General features: G+C 54.9%; 15 protein-coding genes and 1 tRNA gene. 9 read left to right on the forward strand and 7 right to left on the reverse strand.

Going from position 1 to position 19,510, the window contains the following annotated elements; translation table 11 throughout:
• Positions 1 to 2: 2 nt before the first annotated feature.
• Both AAFX04_09540 and AAFX04_09545 read right to left on the reverse strand, forming a co-directional pair.
• Positions 3 to 635, reverse strand: coding sequence for a glutathione S-transferase family protein (locus AAFX04_09540; protein MEO1045669.1), 633 nt, complete (start codon positions 633 to 635; stop codon positions 3 to 5).
• A gap of 69 nt (positions 636 to 704) precedes the next feature.
• Positions 705 to 1,376 (reverse strand): uracil-DNA glycosylase, encoded by a 672-nt coding sequence (locus AAFX04_09545; GenBank protein MEO1045670.1) that lies wholly within the window; start codon positions 1,374 to 1,376, stop codon positions 705 to 707.
• Positions 1,377 to 1,399: 23 nt separating this feature from the next.
• Between AAFX04_09545 and folK the strand changes: the two genes are divergently transcribed.
• From folK to AAFX04_09560, 3 genes are all read left to right on the forward strand, one after another.
• The gene (gene folK, locus AAFX04_09550) at positions 1,400 to 1,945 is read left to right on the forward strand and encodes a 2-amino-4-hydroxy-6-hydroxymethyldihydropteridine diphosphokinase (protein ID MEO1045671.1); all 546 of its coding nucleotides are present in this window, start codon (positions 1,400 to 1,402) and stop codon (positions 1,943 to 1,945) included.
• A 66-nt stretch (positions 1,946 to 2,011) separates the two neighbouring features.
• Positions 2,012 to 2,087: transfer RNA gene (locus AAFX04_09555), tRNA-Lys, on the forward strand.
• 141 nt (positions 2,088 to 2,228) lie between these two features.
• Positions 2,229 to 2,873 carry a helix-turn-helix domain-containing protein gene (locus tag AAFX04_09560; protein MEO1045672.1) on the forward strand — a complete coding sequence of 215 codons (645 nt, stop codon included), beginning with the start codon at positions 2,229 to 2,231 and terminating at the stop codon, positions 2,871 to 2,873.
• Positions 2,874 to 2,949: 76 nt separating this feature from the next.
• Here AAFX04_09560 and AAFX04_09565 read toward each other — a convergent pair whose 3' ends face one another.
• The gene (locus tag AAFX04_09565) at positions 2,950 to 5,481 is read right to left on the reverse strand and encodes a TonB-dependent receptor (protein ID MEO1045673.1); all 2,532 of its coding nucleotides are present in this window, start codon (positions 5,479 to 5,481) and stop codon (positions 2,950 to 2,952) included.
• 241 nt (positions 5,482 to 5,722) lie between these two features.
• On the opposite strand from AAFX04_09565, the gene AAFX04_09570 reads away from it, so the two are divergent.
• Genes AAFX04_09570 through AAFX04_09580 form a run of 3 tightly spaced genes read left to right on the forward strand, consistent with a single transcriptional unit; the run spans position 5,723 to position 10,078 of the window.
• Complete coding sequence (locus AAFX04_09570; GenBank protein MEO1045674.1) at positions 5,723 to 6,769, forward strand: VOC family protein; 1,047 nt, start codon at positions 5,723 to 5,725, stop codon at positions 6,767 to 6,769.
• Positions 6,770 to 6,778: 9 nt separating this feature from the next.
• Positions 6,779 to 7,537: an SDR family NAD(P)-dependent oxidoreductase gene (locus tag AAFX04_09575; GenBank protein MEO1045675.1), complete on the forward strand. Its 759-nt coding sequence runs from the start codon at positions 6,779 to 6,781 to the stop codon at positions 7,535 to 7,537.
• Between the two features lie 42 nt (positions 7,538 to 7,579).
• A complete protein-coding gene (locus AAFX04_09580) occupies positions 7,580 to 10,078 on the forward strand; it encodes a PQQ-binding-like beta-propeller repeat protein (protein MEO1045676.1) in 2,499 nt (832 codons plus the stop codon).
• A 4-nt stretch (positions 10,079 to 10,082) separates the two neighbouring features.
• Here the strand turns inward: AAFX04_09580 and AAFX04_09585 are convergent, their stop codons facing one another.
• Together AAFX04_09585 and AAFX04_09590 are read right to left on the reverse strand one after the other, a co-directional pair.
• Positions 10,083 to 11,135, reverse strand: a complete 1,053-nt coding sequence (locus tag AAFX04_09585; GenBank protein MEO1045677.1) for an alpha/beta hydrolase — start codon at positions 11,133 to 11,135, stop codon at positions 10,083 to 10,085.
• 363 nt (positions 11,136 to 11,498) lie between these two features.
• Complete coding sequence (locus AAFX04_09590) at positions 11,499 to 13,061, reverse strand: ABC transporter ATP-binding protein (protein MEO1045678.1); 1,563 nt, start codon at positions 13,059 to 13,061, stop codon at positions 11,499 to 11,501.
• 349 nt (positions 13,062 to 13,410) lie between these two features.
• Between AAFX04_09590 and AAFX04_09595 the strand changes: the two genes are divergently transcribed.
• Together AAFX04_09595 and AAFX04_09600 are read left to right on the forward strand one after the other, a co-directional pair.
• A complete protein-coding gene (locus AAFX04_09595; protein ID MEO1045679.1) occupies positions 13,411 to 14,679 on the forward strand; it encodes a glycosyltransferase family 10 in 1,269 nt (422 codons plus the stop codon).
• A gap of 326 nt (positions 14,680 to 15,005) precedes the next feature.
• The gene (locus tag AAFX04_09600; protein MEO1045680.1) at positions 15,006 to 15,845 is read left to right on the forward strand and encodes a glycosyltransferase family 10; all 840 of its coding nucleotides are present in this window, start codon (positions 15,006 to 15,008) and stop codon (positions 15,843 to 15,845) included.
• A 59-nt stretch (positions 15,846 to 15,904) separates the two neighbouring features.
• On the opposite strand, the gene AAFX04_09605 is transcribed toward AAFX04_09600, so the two are convergent.
• Complete coding sequence (locus AAFX04_09605) at positions 15,905 to 17,011, reverse strand: glycosyltransferase family A protein (protein ID MEO1045681.1); 1,107 nt, start codon at positions 17,009 to 17,011, stop codon at positions 15,905 to 15,907.
• A gap of 128 nt (positions 17,012 to 17,139) precedes the next feature.
• Between AAFX04_09605 and gmd the strand changes: the two genes are divergently transcribed.
• Entirely contained in the window at positions 17,140 to 18,192 is a 1,053-nt protein-coding gene (gene gmd, locus AAFX04_09610; protein ID MEO1045682.1) for a GDP-mannose 4,6-dehydratase, read from the forward strand.
• Between the two features lie 79 nt (positions 18,193 to 18,271).
• Here the strand turns inward: gmd and AAFX04_09615 are convergent, their stop codons facing one another.
• Positions 18,272 to 19,477, reverse strand: a complete 1,206-nt coding sequence (locus tag AAFX04_09615; protein MEO1045683.1) for a DegT/DnrJ/EryC1/StrS aminotransferase family protein — start codon at positions 19,475 to 19,477, stop codon at positions 18,272 to 18,274.
• Positions 19,478 to 19,510: the final 33 nt, after the last annotated feature.

Below are 19,510 nucleotides of genomic sequence, written 5' to 3' on the forward strand. Positions count from 1 at the left end.
GGTCAGGCAGGCGAAAACACAATCGGCCCGCCAAGTTCGAGCGATTTTCCATAGGCAGGGCGCGCCCGCATCGCGGCGAGATAGCGCTGCAATTCGGGATAAGCGGGCATCAGCTTCGCCGCCGTTGCTACCTCAAGCAGGTAGCAAAGGTTGATATCGGCGCCGGTCAGATCATCGCCGATCAGGAAATCGCGGCCATCGACCGCATCATTGGCATAGCCAAGCAGCTTGACCACCTCGGTCGTGATAAAGGGCGTCAACGTCTCGCCCAAGCCGCCAAAGCGTGGCGCCAGCGCGGTCAATATCACCGGCATGCTCATCGTGCCCTCGGCAAAGTGCATCCATTCGAGATAGCGTGCGCGCCCTTCGCTGCCGGGTGCCGGGGCGAATTGGCCATTGCCGAAACGTTCGATCAGATATTCGATGATCGCCCCCGATTCGACCATGGTCACGCCATCGACAATCACCGTCGGCGCCTTGGCCAGCGGATGCACTGCGGCCAGTTCCTCGGGCGAGCGGAAGGTTTGCGGATTGCGCGCATGGCGCACCATCTCATAATCGGTCTTCATTTCCTCAAGCAGCCAGATGATCCGGGTTGAGCGGGAATATTCGAGATGGTGAAGGATGATCGACATAGATGGGCTATCCTTATGTTGTTGCGCGCCGGACCCTATGCGGCGCTCCGAAACGACGCAACGCCCAAATCACTCGCTGGCCTGACCGAGTGCTTTTGCCTGCACAAAAACACCATCCAGCATTGCCTCGGTCAGCCGCCCGGTGTTCATATTGTAGCGCGAGCAGTGATAGCTGCTCACCAGCCAGCGGCCATCGGGAAGCTGATGCTGCGCGCCATGGGCGAAGCGCACATCTTTCTGCGCCAGCCCGGCATGGCGCACCAGCGCCTGATGCGCTACGCGGCCCAGGGCCAGCACCACCCGCGCTTGCGGCAGGTGACGCAATGTCCGGCTGAAATAGCGGCGGCATTCGGCAATTTCGGCGCCGCTCGGCTTGTTCTCTGGCGGCAGGCACTGAATGACATTGGTGATGGCGACGCCATGCAACTCCAATCCGTCATCGGCCTGTGCCTCGTAAAGGCCATTGCTCAGCCCATGGCGTGCCAGTGCCGCATGTAGCACCGTACCCGAGGCATCGCCGGTAAAGGCCCGGCCGGTGCGGTGCGCGCCATGCATTCCAGGGGCCAGCCCGACCAACACCAGCCATGCATCCGGGTCGCCCCAGGCCGGGACCGGACGGTTCCACCATCCGGGATGGTGTTTGCGCGTTTCCCGTCGCAGCGCCACCAGCCGCGAACACCGGCGGCAACCCGGCGGGGCACCGCCCTGCAACGGTATCGAGAAAGCACTGGCATCGGGCATGGCCGCTGCGATAGGGCGCAGTGATGGATGATACAAGCTCTCCAACGGCAGCGCATTGCTATCTGGTCGCGCTCGGCTCCAACCGGCGGCACAGGCACCATGGCCTGCCACAGGCGGTGCTCGGCGCGGCGATGCAACTGCTCGATGCTGCGCCGCTCCGACTGATTGATGCCGCACCCATCATCCATAGTGCCCCGCTCGGGCCGTCACAGCGCTTCTACGCCAACAGCGCCGCGATCATCGAGACCATGCTCGCGCCCTCGGCCCTGCTGACGCATCTCAAGGCGCTGGAAAACCGCTTCGGCGCCCGTCACAGGCGGCGATGGTCATCGCGGGTCCTCGATCTCGATATTATCCTGTGGCGCGGCGGGATATGGCTCGACGACAGCCTGACCGTGCCGCACCCGGCATTCAGGGAGCGCGGCTTTGTGCTGCACCCCGCGGCGCATATCGCCGGTGGCTGGCGCGACCCGGTCAGCGGCCTCAGCATCGCACAGCTCGCCGCGCGGCAGCGTCGCGCCGACACCAAAGCGCGGAATCGGTCAAAGCCGCTTGACCACAGCCGGTGACGCCGTTAGGGGATGCCCTCGCAACGCAAACCGTGCCGCCCAATACGGGCACGCAAACATGGTTACGGGCCCTTAGCTCAGTCGGTAGAGCAACTGACTTTTAATCAGTAGGTCGCTGGTTCGACCCCAGCAGGGCTCACCATATTTTCAATGGGCTATTCGCAGTCTAGCCAAAAAGCTCCCGATAGTTGTATCTATTTAGACGATGAGTCTACCTAGATTGGTGCGAGCCAGATTATCCAGCTTGCTTGATGAACTGCGTTAATCACCGAACCATCAACAATTGAGCAAAAAGCAGATGGCGAAGAAGCAATCACAGCCAAAACAGAGATTCAGCCGCAAGGTTCGGCGATCGATGATTCTTGACAGCGCTGCCGACATGATTGCAACGGACGGAACATCGGGGCTTTCGATGGAAGCAATCGGCCAGAAAGCCGAGGTCAGCAAAGCGCTGATGTATCGGTATTTTGACAGTTTGATAGACTTGTTGAGAGAATTGCTCGACCGCGAGTTGAAGGCGCTGAGGCGTCAGCAGTTTGAGGTGGCCGAAAAGGCGACAACATTTGAAGAACTGGTGCGGAATGTCACCCGTGTCTATCTGCTGAATATTGAGGAGCGCGGCATGGTCATTGAGCGGCTTCAAGCCTATCCGAACATATCCAATGCGCCTGATCCTACCTATTTCCGGCGTGGGCAGGCGGTAGAATATTTTGCCAATCTTGTGGCCAAAAGTTTTGATCTGCCGATTGAGGATGCGGCGGCCTATACAGATATTTCCTTTGGCCTTCCGGCGTCAGCAGGGGAATATCTGCTACGCAGCGGCATGAGCAGGCAAAGGGTTGAGGACATAACGGTTGCGATGATCATAGGCAGCCTTACGGGCATGAAATACGACATTTCCATAAGGTCACAAAAGCTCAAACGATAAACGGTGAAGTCCCATCCAAAAATAAGGTGGACGGCTTAAGCCGCCCACCCAGTTGATCCTTCGGGAGAAATGCGGATCAGAATTTGAACCGTATCGAGCCGCCATATGTCCTTGGCTGATTACGAAAACCATTCAGGGAACCTGGTTGGCCAGGAGATGGAAATACGCCTTGCAGATAAGCCGCGTTGGTCAGGTTACGAGCCCATGCGGTCAGCTCGATGCCATTGGTCAGTCCAAGGCTGATTGTACCATTGAGCTGTTCGACCGATCGTTTGAACTGCGACAATCCCTGGGCAATCTCGACATTGCTCTCCAGCAGATAGTCGGCATAGAATCGCAATGTGGTCCCATCACCAAATTCATGGACATAGGCAGCGCTGAAACTTCCAGACCATTCAGGGATACCCGCTGGCGTTTCCCCCGAAAGATCGGTCGGCACGGCTGAAAATGTCGCCGGGTTAAACGCAACCCCGCCGGTAAAGCTGTCAAAGGTTGCGTCGAGATAAGTTATGGCAGCAGTGAATGTCAGCTGAGGAATGGGAGAGACCGAAGTATCAAATTCAAATCCGCGCACCGACTGTTCTTCGGCATTGCCGAGAACAAAACCGTCACCGGTGAACAGATTGGCCTGGAAACCTTCCAGCGTCTGGTCGAATATCGCCAGATTAAAGGCAAAGCCCTGCCACTGTCCCTTGACCCCAAGCTCATAGACTGTCGCTTCTTCAGGCCCGGCAAAGCGCGTGCCTGCAGTCAGATTTGGAAGCGCCAGACCGGCATCACGAATGGGCGATGATGCAGGTGGCGGAACCTGAAAAGGCGAGCCGGGTATGAAGTCTGTGCCAAATGGCCGGCTGTCCGTCGAGAGGTTGAACGATGATGCTTTGAAGCCCGTGGCATGGGTTGCGTACACTGTGAGATTGTCGCTCGCTTCATAGGTCAGACGAAGGGTATAGGCCAGATCGCTGTCATTTGTGCGGCCATCCTCGATTTCATTGGGGAAGTTGAGAAACGGAGGAACAATTTGAAAAGCACGCAGCCCCAAAAACGGGTTCGTGCCTGGACTTGAAGCCAGTACGCCAGCCTGTTCCGGCGTTGCTCCTTGCAGCAGTGCAGCATTGAAGCCAGCCTGGATCAGGTCAACACTGGCAAACACATCAGTGCTGATATTGTCTTGCACAACCTGCTTGCGGTCATTGGTAAAATTGGCCCCAACAGTCGCTGTCAGCCGGTCGGTTATGGCGTAATTCACCTCACCGAAAATCGAAAAAGCGGTGTTGGCATAGTCAAAGTTGAGCAAACGCCCCTGCCCGACACCGCCAAAGTTACCGGGCGCAATACCCGGTACCAACGCCCTGATTGTCGGTTCAAGAGCGCTAAAGGCACCACCGGTTACAGCATTGGCAAAATTTGCAAAATCCTCACCGAACTGAAAGTCCTGCACCTGATCGATATTCTCCTGGAAGAAGAACCCGCCGACAAGGAAGTTGAGCGGCCCATCAAAATTTGACGCAGCGCGCAATTCGAGCGTGTAGGTATCGATATCCGTATCGATGGCGCTTCTGGCCAGTGAATTGAGATTGCTGAAATCACTGTCCTGATTCAGATCAACCCTGACACCGCGATAGGCGCTGATAGCCGTGAAGTCGATCGCGCCAAGCGACCAATCGGTCTGCAGCGACACGCCGAAATTATCGATTTCGTTAAACGGCGCGAAGGTCAGGGAACTGGTCAGGCCGAGCGGGTTATTGGGGATCACGGTAGATCCCAGAGCACGCGAGACTGCACCCGTAGGCCCATCGACGACATTGACGCCACCGCAGCAGACTTCATCGATATTCTCATAGTCGGCGATCAGACGAAAACTCAGATCCTCGCTGGGCTCAAACAGGAGCTGGCCACGGGTGCTCCAGCGGTCGCGCTCGTTCAGATCCTGATTGAGATTTGTGTCCCGGATATAGCCATCGCGCTGGTTAAGATTGCCGCCAATGCTGAACGCCAGGGTATCGGTGATCGGCCCGGTGACATCACCGCGAACAATTAGCGCATCAAAATTGCCGTAGGAAATCTCGCCAAAACCACCAAATTCAAATTGCGGCTTGCGGGTGACAATGCTGACAACGCCGGCAGAAGCATTTTTGCCGAACAATGTCGATTGCGGCCCGCGCAGGACTTCCACCCGCTGCACATTGGGAAGATCGCCAATTTGCGCCAAAGCACGCGAACGATAAACCCCGTCGACAAAAACCCCGACCGAAGGTTCGATACCGATATTATTCGATCCGTTGCCAAAGCCGCGAATGCTCAACGTCGTATTCGCAGAAATACCGCCCTGCCCTACGCGAAGTGATGGTACCAGCGTCTGGATATCGAGGATATCGCGTATCTGGGCGTCTTCGATCTGCTCTGCCGTGGTTACGGACACCGCAATCGGGGTATCCTGCAAAGTGGCTTCGCGCTTCGACGCGGTGACGATGATCACATTCTCATCGGTGTCTGCCGAGTCGGATACCCCTTGCGTGCTCTCTTCCGGCTCGCCCCCTGTCTGCGCCATTGCCGCGCCGGGCAATATGGAAAAAGCAACCCCAGCCAGCAGAATCCCGCGGCTCATGGCCCTTGGACCGTTCATCATTCCACCCCTCCTATCGGATGACCTTATGTATATTTTTTGTCTATATAGGCTTCTCCATATACATATTTTTCACCTCAATGGAAGCATTAGTTGACTTTTGGTATACTAAAGCTTTAGGGTGATCGCCATTCAAAGCCAGTGATCTCACAAGAAGATCAGATATGATCGCTGGTTACCGGGAGGGGTCATCCGGCCTCACGCAGTTAGGCAGGGTAAGAAAATGAAGAACTATATTGCGGCTATTGGTGCCACGCTTCTGCTGGCGGCATGTGGTGGTTCGACACCGACCGAAGTGCCAACAGACTCGGTTATAATCGGGGTGAACTATGTTGGCGCAACCGTTGCCGATCTTGAGCAGACCGCAAAGCTCTATGGCGACGCGGTTGATCTGAAATCGGTTGATCAAAGCCCGATTTCCGGCAGCACCCAATTAGACGCGATCGCTGGCAGGGAAGGCGTTGAGGTGCAGACCATGACGCTGCGCAGCACCAACGCGCAAATACGGTTCATGCAATTTGTTGCCCCTTCACTCGCCGCTCAATCCACTGCCCCCATGGATGTTCAAGGCCCGGGCATTGCCCATGTCTGCTATCAGGTGAACAGCAAAACCCAAGCCTATCAGAAACTTCTTGCCGGTGGTGCCGACTATATCGGTGACAAGGAGATGGTGCACTTGAATCCAAAGAATCCGGTCTATTATGCTTATGCCCGTGATCGCGACGGCCTGGTGGCCGAGGTTGAGCATGTCGATGTCGCCAAGCTTGAGCTGCCCGAACCACCCAAAAATTCCTACCGCATTCGCCAAGTATCCCTTGCAACGCCCAACATTGACCGACTGGTCGATTTTTATGCTGCTTTTCTCAATCAGCATGAACCGCGACGGGTTGGACAATGGTTCTCGGTTTCTGGCGAAAAGGTAGACAAGGTCTCCGGCCTTCCGGGCAGCGAGCTGGAAATGGCGTGGTTCCAGATACGCAATCTCGAGCTGGAGATATTTCAATATCACAGCCACCCCACCGAAGATGTGGAAACCCCGAGGCCCGTTGATGCCCTCGGCTATAACATGATCGTCTTCGATGTTTCCGACATGCAGGCTGCCCGCAAAAGGCTGGTGGATGCGGGCGGTACTGTCGTTACCGAGCCAGGGCCAATGGATGGTGGCCAGATAATGTTCGGCCGCGACCCCGATGGCAATCTTCTCGGGCTGCAGAAGCTCGACAAGGCCTCGGTGTTTTCATCCAGCAATTTCGCAGATAACGGCATTTAGGGAGCACGCATGTTCGACCTTTCCAATCACGTATCCATTGTCACCGGCGGCAATGGCGGCCTTGGCCTTGCCTTTTGCCGCGGCCTGGTGAAACGCGGTTCCAAGGTCGCGGTCTGGGGACGGAATAGCGAAAAGAACGCCGCAGCGGTTGAAGAATTGCGGGCCATGGGCGGTGAAGCAGAGGCCTATGCCTGTGATGTCACCGATGAAAGCCAGATTGATGAGGCTTTTGCCAAAACTGTTGAAACCTATGGCCGCGTGGACAGTTGCTTCGCCAATGCCGGCGGCGGCGGCTTTCGCGGCATGTCGCATATGACCGATCGTCAGACATGGCTCGACACCATAGACCTCAACCTGATGAGCGTGGTTCAGACCTGGAAACCGGTGACCGAGCATATGCTGGCCAACCAGACACCCGGTCGGCTGGTGGTGACATCCTCCATCGCGGCATTATGCGGCACGGGCGGTGCGGCTGGTTATTCGACCACAAAAGCTGCGGTTATTGGTCTGGTGCAGGCGCTGGCGATGGAACTGGGCAATCAGGGTATTCGCGTAAACGCGATCCTGCCCGGCTTTATCGAAACCGAAATGTCCATGGATACCAGCAAGGCGTTTCAGGACTCAGCACGCCGCCGTTCAGCCATTGGCCGCATAGGCGAACTGGAGGATATGGAAGGCATAGCCGTATTCCTGGCATCGCGCGAAAGCGATTTTATGACAGGACAGACAGTTGTTCTGGACGGCGGAAATACGATTTTTCCTCTATGATACCAACTATGGATATGACCGAGATTTGACCGGAAACCGATTATGACCATGTCCAATATTGTCCGATGGATTTTCATTGTCCTGTTCTGGGTGATTGGGCTTGTTCTCACTCTTCTTGGCGGGTTTCTGATCTATCTCGGCGGCAGCCCCTATTACGCCATTGCCGGGGTTGCGACCTTCATGGTCGGCATATTTGTCAAGCGGCGCAGCAGCAAGGCAATAAAGCTCTATGCGGTGATATTGGCGGCAACGCTGATCTGGTCGCTCTATGAGGCGGAGCTCGATTTCCTCGCCCTGCTGCCACGGCTCGCAGCATGGCTGGGCTTGGGCCTCTGGTTCTTGACACCATGGTCCCGCAAAGCACCTGATCAAAAAACGGGTGCCGATAAAGCAGACAATCACGGTAGCACTGATCCTACGCCACAGCCGTCAAAATGGTGGGTCGGCGCGTCCAGCCTGGCCACTGTCGCGCTGCTTTTGCTGGCCTTTATGCAAGACTACACACAAAACGGCACCGGGACAGTCCGCGATCTCGCTACCGCCAACGCCGTTACTGACTGGCGCAACTATGGCAATGATGAAGGCGGCACCCGATTTGCCCGACTGACCGATATCAACACCGAAACGGTTGGCGGGCTGAAAGAAGTCTGGCGCTATCGCACCGGAGTCGAGGAAGATTTCAAGGCAACCCCGCTCAACGTCAACGGCATGCTCTATATCTGCGCCGCGCTGAATGTCGTGATCGCGATTGATGACAGCACGGGCGAAGAAATCTGGCGTTATGAACCGGGGATTGAACCACCGGCAGATCACCAATATGCACGCACCTGTCGCGGTCTCGGCTATCATGAAGCGCCTGAAGGCTATGCCGGCCAGTGCCCCAAGCGCATCGTCACCTCCACTGTCGGCGCGAGCATTATTGCCGTAGATGCGCTGACCGGCGAACTGTGCACCGATTTCGGCGATAATGGCATGGTAGATCTGCGTAAGGGTATGGGTGTGCATGAACCGCAGGAGTACTACGTCACCTCCTCCCCTCTGGTTGCGGGTGACAATCTGGTCGTTGGCGGGCAAGTGCTGGACTCGCAAGACCTCGGCCTGCCGCCGGGTGTTGTCCGCGCCTTTGACGCGATGACGGGCGAATTTGCCTGGGCCTGGGATCTCGGCAATCCCGGCGTTCACAGTGAACCAGCCGAGGGCGAGACCTATACGCTGGGCACACCCAATGCCTGGTCGATCATGAGCTATGATCCCGAGCTTGACCTGATCTATGCGCCGACCGGCAATGCCTCCCCAGACTATTTTGGCGGCGCGCGCCGCGATTTCGATGAGGAATGGTCGTCCGCTGTTGTCGCCATTGATGCGGCAACCGGGGAACCACGCTGGAAGTATCAGACGGTGCATCATGACATCTGGGACTATGATGTGCCTGCCCAGCCGGTACTCGTCGACGTGACCCGCGATGGCGAGACAGTGCCTTCTGTTGCTGTCCCCACCAAGATGGGCGACATTTTCCTGCTCGATCGCCGCGATGGCACGCCTGTTTATCCGATTGAAGAACGCCCGGCGCCTCAGGGCGCGGAGCCGAAGGAAAAGCTGTCAGAGACACAGCCCTTCTCACCTTTGCCCAATTTCCACCCCTATCGCTATGAGAAGGATATGTGGGGCCTGACGCCGATCGACCAACTTGTCTGCCGGATCGAATATCGCACAATGCGCTATGAGGGCATGTACACCCCGCCCACTGTACCCACTGGCCTCACCAACACCGGCACCATGCTTTACCCCGGCAATTTTGGCGGCTTCAACTGGGGCAGCGTCTCGGTCGACGCCGATAATGGCCTGCTTGTCGCCGCACCGATGATGCTGGCGCACCGCTTAATCCTGGTAACGCCCGAGCAAGTTGCTGAAGCCGGGCCACGCGCAGCGCTGCTGCTCGGCAAGAACCACCCTGCGGTCCAACTCGATCCCGATGGACCAAAGCCGAAAACGGGTGAGCCTGATGCTAATGACCCGTTCGATCACAGGCGGATCAAATATTATGGCCTGCCGATGCCGTTCATGTCGCGACTGGGCACACAGGTACCGTGCTTTGAACCACCATGGTCGCGCATCGCGGTGATTGATCTCAATACCAAGGAATTGCTTTGGAGCCGCCCCGCAGGCGATATGAGCAGCTCGGGCCCATTCAACCTGCGCTCGGGCATTCCCTATGATGTCGGCACCGCGATCCGCGCCGGAACGCTGACAACGCGCGGTGGCCTGACCTTTCTCAGCTCAACCATGGACAAAAAGGTCCGCGCCTACGACGTGCGCACCGGTGAGGAAAAATGGGAAGCCGATCTGCCCGGCAACGGTCAGTCTACACCCATGTCCTACCGTTCACAAAAGGACGGTAAGCAATATCTGATCGTCACCGTACCAAACCCGACCTGGCGCTATCCGCGTGATCCGGCGACCAATGAATATGTCGATTCCCAAGATGTCCGCGATGGCAAGGGCGGTTATGTTATTGCCTATGCATTGGAGGATGAGGACTAAGGATTTACTCTGCTGTCGTATCAGAAGCTGCAGCAATATGCGCTCTAAGAGCGGCATTGACTTCCTTTGCCCGTTCGACATGGGGCCAATGGCCAACATCCTCAAGGATCATCAGTTCGCTCTGATCCGATAATGCTTCCATTTTATCAATCGCCAACTGGCTGAAAATCGGGTCATCACTACCCCAGATATAAAGGGCTGGAGCGACAACCCGAGCCTGTCTGGCGGGCCAATAGTCGCTTTCGCTTACCGCATCGGGCGACGGGATATTCGCACGGTACCAGTTGATATGCGCATCAATACGCTTCGGATCGCTTGTTGCTTGACGAAAGAGAGCGCCCTCCTCTTCGCTCAAATGGCCGGCTTCCACCAGCGGACCATAAGCGCCATCCCAGATGCTTTGCTCAATGCCCATGGCCAGCAGGATAGCGGGATGTGCCCGCTTAAACTGCTCAACATAGGCAAATGTCGCGCGTTCTTCGGGCACATTTGCGAGAATATCCAATATCACATTCTGCGGTGGTGCGCTGAACGCTATTACGGATTTCACTCTCTTCGGATAACGCTGGGCCAATCCTATAGCAAAAGCCGAACCCCAGTCGTGACCAACAAGATGAACTTGATCGGCTCCCAAATGGTCGATCAGCGCAAAAACATGATCGGCCATTGCCTCCAGCTTATAGGCTTCAACATCCTGTGGTGCATCCGACTTACCCGCCCCCAGGCCATCTATCGCGACGACATGATAATCTGCCTTCAATGCTTCCATCTGCCGCTGGAATGATGGCCAGTAAGATGGGAAGCCGTGCAAGAACAACACCATGTCCCCTTTACCTGCCTCGACATAGTGCAGAGTAGTGCCTGCAAAGGCGAAATAGCCTTCGCGATATTGCGAGGCCCTATCGACATCACGATTTGCCAGTAGCACCCCAGGGTCGCTGGTATCACGGTCAACCGATACGCCTGTACTTGACCAGGCAAAAACAACTACCACTGAAAGGATGATAAAAGCAGTTACACAAATTACCGCGGTTTTCAGAAAGGATGATTTGCACATATTTCAGGTGCCATTCTGCATGAGTGTGAGGCACCCGCATTTATGGTTTGCCATATCGCTTAGAGTGACGAAAAATAAGGATTCAGACATTAGTTATGCGTGCATCTTTTGATAACATCTTCAATGCTTTTTCGAGCATATGACATTGAATGGAGCGCGTCGTCGATAGAGAATTGTAATAAGAGAATTCACGCAAAGGTTTCACCTAAAGCGAGATGCACACTGTGTTATAAATATTCGTCGCCGGGGGTGCTTCAGACCAAGCTTCCCAGCCCTGCATCCCAGCAGACACCGCGCGGTAATTTGTGAAAACTGGACTTCAATAAACTCCGTGATGTGTGGGTATCACCGATATCCCGTCGACTAATGCGACACTTGCTCGATATTGCCATCAACAACTTTGATGACGCGATCACAATGCGCAAAATTGCTCTCACGATGCGCGACAATCAGCATCGTCATATCGGGGCGCGCCGCGATTAACGCGCGCATCATCCGGTCCTCGGTTGCGGTGTCGAGCGCGCTCGTCGCCTCATCCAGCACCAGCAGGTCAGCCTGACGATAGAGCGCACGCGCAAGACCGATACGCTGGCGCTGGCCGCCGGACACGCGCACGCCATTTTCACCGATCAGCGTGGAGGCCTTATCGGGTAAGGCATCAACAACATCAGCCAGCTGTGCAATGCTGATAACCTCTCGCACACGCTCTGCATCGATAGCCACGCTGTCATGTGCAAAGGCGATATTCTCAGTAACGCTTGTATCGGCGAGGAAAACCGATTGCGGCATATAGGCTATCTGTTTGCGCCAAAACTGGCGATTATCAGCATCGAGCACTTGGCCATCAACCGTGACCCTACCGCTATCCGGCTCGAGCAGTCCGGTTATGATATCAACAAGCGTGCTCTTACCGCTGCCGGTTTCCCCCAATATCCCTATCCGCTCGCCGCGATTTATGGTGAGGTTGACATCGCAAAGAACAGGCTTTGCGTCATAGGCGAAAGCAACGCTTTCCAGCCTAACCGCCCGAAAACCAGCAAAAGACTCCTGCTTTCCATCATCCAATATTGGCTGTTCATTGCTCTCGGCTTCACCAAGTAACTGCGCAATATCATAAAGTGCAGCCTGCCGGCTGGTAACCGAAGCCCATGCACTGAAGACCTGCTGGAACATGGGCAGCAGACGCTGCGCACCGAGCGCCAGCGAACCCAGAACTGGAATTGCCGCCACCAGACCGCCCGGCTGCATCGCAAAATAAATCGCCAGGCCAATGATCAGGAGGATACCGAGATACTCGATCAGCGGCCGCGCCAACTGAGCAAGAAAGAGTGACAGAGCAAAGGCGTGGCGGAACTTCTGGTCTGCAAAGCGATAAGCATCGGCAAAGACCTTTTGGGTTTGCCCGATAATGATATCGCGCATGCCGCCGCTGGCCTCTTGGACGATTTTGACGCGCTGGGTCTGCATCTGTGCTGCAACAGCAGAATGTTTGCGCAACAAAGGGCGTGTTGTCTTGGACAATAGCCAATAGGCGGAGGCAAAGATGATGCCAGCGACAGCGGTTATCACAGGTGAGATAAACAGCAATGCTGCGATGATGGTTACACCGATAATGGCGGCGCTCATCCCCTGCAATAGCGCAAGTACAATATAATAGACGATTTCGTCAGTCTTCTGGATAGCGCCGATAAGCTCGCTGCTGTGGCGATCGACATGGTCGCGGTAGCGCCGGTGCAGTGCAACATCGAGCAACCGCCCGGTGAGATCGAGCCCAAGCCCTATGGCCAGGGCGTTTATCGCTCTGGCCAGACCAACCCGGATCATGGCCGCACCGCCGGTAAATATGGCAAGCAGAAACCCCAGAACCACAAGGCGCGACATCACGCTGTCGCCAAAATCGGGAAACGCATCCATTATCGGACGCAACCAGGCGGAAACGGAACTGGTCTCTGGTCTGGCTATGACATCCAGAAATGGAAACAATGACGCAAGCACAGCAAACTCTGCGAAGCCCCCTGCAATCATGAGCAATAACAGGCGAATGATCTGCGGCTTTCGGTGCGCGGGCAGGGCGTGATAGACAATGCCCAATGCGCTGGAAATGCTATGTCGTGATGCTTCTGTAGATACGGTCATGGATCCTGCCTGATGGCCTAGACTGTGGAGGGCAAAAAGAACAGAATTAAAGAGCCAGGACTAAACGGTGAGGAACCATGCCAACGTCATAGTTGCGCCATAGCAGCCTTGTGGATTATGGCGACCGAAATTTACAGCAATGATGGTGCGCTGGCTGAAGGTAGCTGTTTCAACCTCGGCTCTTCTGGCAGTCGCACAGAGACAAAGTGGCGACAGAGACATGGTGGACAGACAGAACCGTTGGACGCGTCCCCATCTCTTGCGGCGGGTGGCAAGGCGCCTCGGCCATCTGCTCAACCACTATTACAGGCGCTATTTTTCCCGTCCGGTCCCGCTTGCATCAGACGCAGATGCAGACAAGGCCGATATCGTGATCTGCTGTTATGATGACTGGGGAAATGTGCGCCTTCCCAATGTGTTTGCCGAAACGGTAAAAATGCTGACCCCGGGACGATCATGCGTCTGGAGCAATGTCGCTTTTGTACGTGAGGATTACCCCGATCCTGATTGGCATCTGGTGATGACAGCAATAGATCGTGATCGCAGGCCACTCAAAATCACCGCAAGCCAAAATCGGGTGATCCATGCGATTTGCGAGCCGCCTACCCCTTTTCATAAAGCGATGCACACCGCGCAGGGCGAAGGTTCTTACGTGCTTACCAGCGATGAACAAATCGTGGCGGAAAAACACAGCATGCGAAAACATATATTGAGCGCTTGCATGTGCCCGACATGGATAGTCGGACGGGACTATGATTTCCTCAAGGCCACAAGCGTAACCGAAAAGCCCAAAAAGCTGTCATGGGTGTGCAGCGATTATACAATCATGCCCGAGCATAGATATCGCTTGCGGTTTCTGGAAAGACTGAAGGCACAAGGCGTTGATTTCGACCATTTTGGTCGCGGCTTCCGGGAAGTGCATGACAAATGGGATGCACTTGCGCCCTACCGCTACAGCATCGCCTTTGAGAATGCGGTATATGACCATTATGTCACGGAAAAACTGACCGATTGCTTTGTTGCTGAAACCATGCCGCTCTATTGCGGAAGCCAGAAGGTTACTGACTTTTTTCCGGCCGAAAGCATGGTGATTATCGACCCGGATGATCCCGATATCTGGCGTATAATCGAGGATGTCGTCAATTCAGACCGCTACCGCAAAAATCGTGACGCAATATTGGAAGCCAAGCGCATTACCCTCGATCACTATAACATGATTGCCCGGCTAGCCAATTTCGTAAACGGCGTAGAAGAACCACCAAGCAGCCCAGAAACATTCACCATCCGCCATATCGGCCCGGATTATCGCCATGCTGATGAATATGAAGTGACACGGCTTTTGCCCGTCCCCCAGTTAGTCGCAAAAGCCGAGTGTGCAGAATCGCAGATTATGGATGCTGCCCAATGACAAGCTCAGGGCGGCGCAAATGGGAAAAACTCAGGGCATCGGGAATGGGTTTTCCCTTTTTTCTGATGCGCTCTCTTTCTCGGCGCATAAAATACTATAGCATCCGCACCTATCGCAATTATACGTGGACGCCGTCGCCTCTGGCCAGTGATGAGTCTGCGCGCAACACGCGGATCACCGTTTGCGTCCATGACGATTATGAAGGGCATGAACATCTTTGCGGGCTGGGGCGTGCGATACCGCTTTCGACACCCAATGAATCATGTGTTTGGGGTGATGTTGCCTTTGTACGGCCAGATTATCCGGATCCGGACTGGCACGTCATCATGAGCGCGATTGACCGCTCTCTCAAGCATGTAGATATTATCGCCAGCCCAAACCGGGTGGTCTTTGCCGTATGCGAGCCGGCCACCCGGTTTCATGCCAATATCCATAAGGCGCAGGGCGAACACACGATCGTGCTTACGCATAATCGTGATTATATCGAAAATCCTCCCGGAAATCGTCAATATATCGAAGCCGCCGCGCTCTGCCCGACATGGACGGTGGAGCGCAATTATGACTATCTGCGCACCAACCATGTGACCGAAAAAACCCACCTGCTTTCCTGGGTCACCAGCAATGCCTCGATTATGCCGCAGCATCGCTATCGTCTGCGGTTCTTGCAAAAGCTCAAGCAAAGCACCTTACCGCTCGACCTTTATGGGCGCGGCTTTTCACCGATCGCAGACAAATGGAATGGCATAGCACCCTATCGTTACAGCATCGCCTTTGAAAACGCATTTATGGAAAATTACGTTACGGAAAAGATCATGGACTGCTTTGTTGCAGAAACCATGCCGCTTTACGTCGGTGCTCCCAATGTCACCGATTTCTTCCCCAAGGAAAGCATGGTGATTATCGATCCTGACGATCCCGACATTATCAGAATTCTGGAAGATATTGTGCACTCCGACCGCTATAAAAAGAACCGTGATGCGATATTGGAAGCAAAGCGTATCGTACTGGAAGAATGCAATACCACCGCGCGAATAGCGCGGTTCGTATCCAGCTATAAGGCGGCCCCGCTCCCGAAAAAGCCGATACGCATTTACCGCCGCCACCAGGACTGGACTGGTTCAGAGGATGTCGAATATGACCGGCACAAGGGATATGTCCCAAAATAGTGATGCTGTTGTCGTCGGCTTTGCCAGCCTGATGGCCAGATTGTCTTTTACCGCAATTTCTACCGACTGCTGATTGAAGCAGGCCAGCGGAAATCTCGCGCAACAGTTTTTCTGTAACGGAGGCGGCGTTCTCGTCTCGGAAAGTAGCGGCCAAGCTTGAAAACCATGTTCAAACTCTGGCTAATCGTGCGAACATTGGGACGCAATAATTTGGCCATAGTCCGAATGGGTTGATTGCCAGGGGCTTGCTGATTGAGCACAGACAGGATTTTCGCCTTGCGGTCAAAATTACCCTCAGCGCCATATTCTGTGGCAAGCTGCAAAAGCTGTCGCAGATAGTAGTGCAACACATGGCCATGCAGGATATGGCTGTCCAATGCCCAAACCCGAAAAGCCTCTAGCATCTGGGCGATGATATCCAGCCTGTCTGTCTCATCAAGATCAACGCTGAGCTGGCACTGGTTATGGATACGGCGAACGCCAACCACGGTATCGACCACTTCCCCATCGCCGCCGACAACCGCAACGCGCCAATGCAGTTCGTTATCCTCGCCACGCAACAGGCCGCGATTATAAGCACCCGCAGCAGAAATCAGGCTGCGCTTGTACAAGGCGCTGTTGGTGATGCAGAAACTGACGAATATATTGCCATTTTGCGGCTGCACCGGGACGCCGACAATTGGATAGTCGAGAAGCTGGTTGTCGCTATCAATAATCGCAACGGTCGCCATGGCATATTGCGCTGTGCCATTTTTCAATGCTGTCATCAGCTCTGCTACTGCATCAGGCAGCAGGAGATCATCCGAATCCAGAAACATGAGATAATCGCCGCGGCTTGCGCGCATTGCTGCATTGCGCGCAGCAGCTGGCCCCTGATTGGGTTGCTGAAGCAAACGCATTTGCCGGTTGTGCGTTTTACCCCATCTCTTCTCGATCATCTCGACTGTGTCGTCCGTCGATCCATCATCGATAACGACAACTTCAATATTGTCCCATGTCTGAGACAAAGCGCTTTCTATGGCCTCACCAACCATATGCCGACGGTTATATGTGGGAATGATTATCGAGACCAAATCTGCAACAACGTCACCATGGTCGAGCCAGCCCGCGCGGTCCTGCACAGGCATTTTCAGGCTATCTTCCAACTTTTGCGGCTTGACGGTCATAATAAGCCGGAAGCCATAGCCATGCAAAACGATAAGGTCCAAAAACTTTTTCCAATATACCCCGTAAATTGGTGGAGGCAGGAGCTTATTTGCTTGATAACAAGCCGCAATTCGGCGAAGGCCCTGCCATGACAAAAACCGCTTTCATAACCGGCGTTACAGGACAGGATGGCGCCTATCTCGCTGAACTGCTTGTCAACAAAGGATATCATGTTCATGGCATGCGCCGACGGACATCGCAGTCGAACAGTCGCCGCGTAAAGCATCTGCTGAGCGATTTGCGCAATGGCGAGGGTGAACTCACATTGCACTATGCTGACATGACAGATGCCAGCGCCATTATGAGCCTGATCTCTGACATTCGTCCTGATGAGGTCTATAATCTTGCAGCGCAAAGCCATGTGCAGGTGAGCTTTGAGAATCCGGAATATACAGCCGACGCCGATGCCCTTGGCGTTGTGCGAATTCTGGAAGCCATCCGTTTGATGGGCTTGAAAGATACACGCTTTTTTCAGGCGTCAACATCGGAAATGTTTGGCAACGCGCCTGAAACACCACAGCATGAAAACACTGTATTTCAGCCAGCATCTCCCTATGCAGCGGCCAAGCTATATGCCTATTGGCTGGTGCGAAACTACCGCGATGGCTATGGGCTGCATGCATCCAATGGCATCATGTTCAACCATGAAAGTCCGCTACGGGGGCGGCACTTCGTGACTCGAAAGGTAACCCGCGGTGTTGCGGCGATCCATCTCGGCAAGCAGGAAAAACTGCTGATGGGTAATCTTTCCTCCAAACGCGACTGGGGCCATGCTGCCGATTTCGTCAAGGGCATGTGGCAAATGCTGCAGCAGGATGCGCCAGGTGACTATGTTCTGGCGACAGGGCAAACCCATAGCGTCCGCCACATGATCGAACTCGCCTTTTCACATGTCGACCGCACTATTGAATGGGTCGGACAGGGCGTTGATGAAAAAGGCCTGGACACAAGGAACGGCCAGATACTTGTCGAAGTTGATACCAATTATTTTCGCCCTGTCGATGTGCAGTCGCTGCGTGGTGATGCAGCCAAAGCCAAAGCGGAACTGGGCTGGCAGCCGGAAATTGCGCTCGATGCTCTCATAGAAGAAATGGTGCATGCGGACCTCGCCGATCTGCAGGCAGAACAGCAATCTCGGTAAGAGAGTCGGCACCGTCTCTTTCGATGGAAGTTTCTGATAGTCTCAATATGGCAGTAGTTACTGTTATAAAGAAGAGCCTCTATGCCTCCAATGCGTCGCGCAGGGCCTGATGCAAATACGCCTCCCGGTCGTCATCCATATCCGGGTCCATGCCTATCATCAGCCCGGTTTGCGAAATCGCATCACATTCCGGCAACACAGCCTGATGCTCTGCCAGCGGCAGCGTATCCACCAGCGGATGGCGCAAGATATTGCCGGAAATAACTGGTCGGGTTTCAACACCCGCTTCTTCGAGTGCCGCAACCATGCGATCCCTTGATTGGCGATCAGGCAAGCGCATCGGGAAGGCCATCCAGCTATGCCGATCAGCACATTCCACGCCGGGTATAATCACCTTGTCAACCAGATCCGCAAGCGCCGCGATCCTGCCGCTGGCCAGTCTGCGCCGGTCATCCAGCCAGCCGGGATGGCGCTTTAGCTGCTCAAGACCAATCGCCGCATTCAGATTTGTCGAGCGCACATTATAGCCGGGCAACAGAAAGTGAAATCGCGGGTCAATGCCATCGGGAATCTCGAAGGGTATCTGTTCGCGGTCGAGTTCCCGTGACCAGCCATGCGCCCGCAAGGCTCTGGCGATCTGGGCGAGTAAAGGGTCATCAGTGAGCACGGCACCACCTTCAATTGTGGTGATGTGGTGCGAAATAAAAAAGCTGAAGGCTGCAGTGAGACCAAGGCTACCGACCTGATGGCCCTGCTCCGTAATTGCGCCCATGCTCTCACAGGAATCTTCAACAAAAATCAGGCCTTCCGCCTCGCAATAGGCCTTAACCTGTTCCAGATGGCCGGGGTTGCCGAGCACTGGAACGGCTATGACCATCTTGGTTCGCGCAGTGCGTGCGGCGGCTATCTGCGCTACGCCAGCGTTGAGCGTTATAGGGTCGATATCGCAAAATACCGGCACCAGACCTTGATTAAGCAAGGGCGTCAATGTGGTTGGCCAGCAAAGCCCCTGGATGATAGCTTCGTCACCACGATCGAGAGACCGGGGCAGAGCATCCGGGCGCATACGGCTAAGATGCGCGACCGCTTCAAGCGCAATCATATTGGCCGATGTACCGGAATTGACCATTACCGCATGAGAAACACCCACTTGCTCGGCCAGCGCCGCCTCAAAATCGGCAACAGCGCGTCCCTGGCTGACCATGGTGCTTTTCAGCACATCCATGACCGCCACAAGCTCGGCTTCGGCCAGCCGTAATGAAGCTAGAGGCACTTTGTAACCCATTCCGATGATCTTTCTTGCTGATAATATGGCGAA

The organism is Pseudomonadota bacterium (assembly GCA_039818985.1).
Lineage (GTDB): Bacteria > Pseudomonadota > Alphaproteobacteria > Sphingomonadales > Sphingomonadaceae > Alterisphingorhabdus.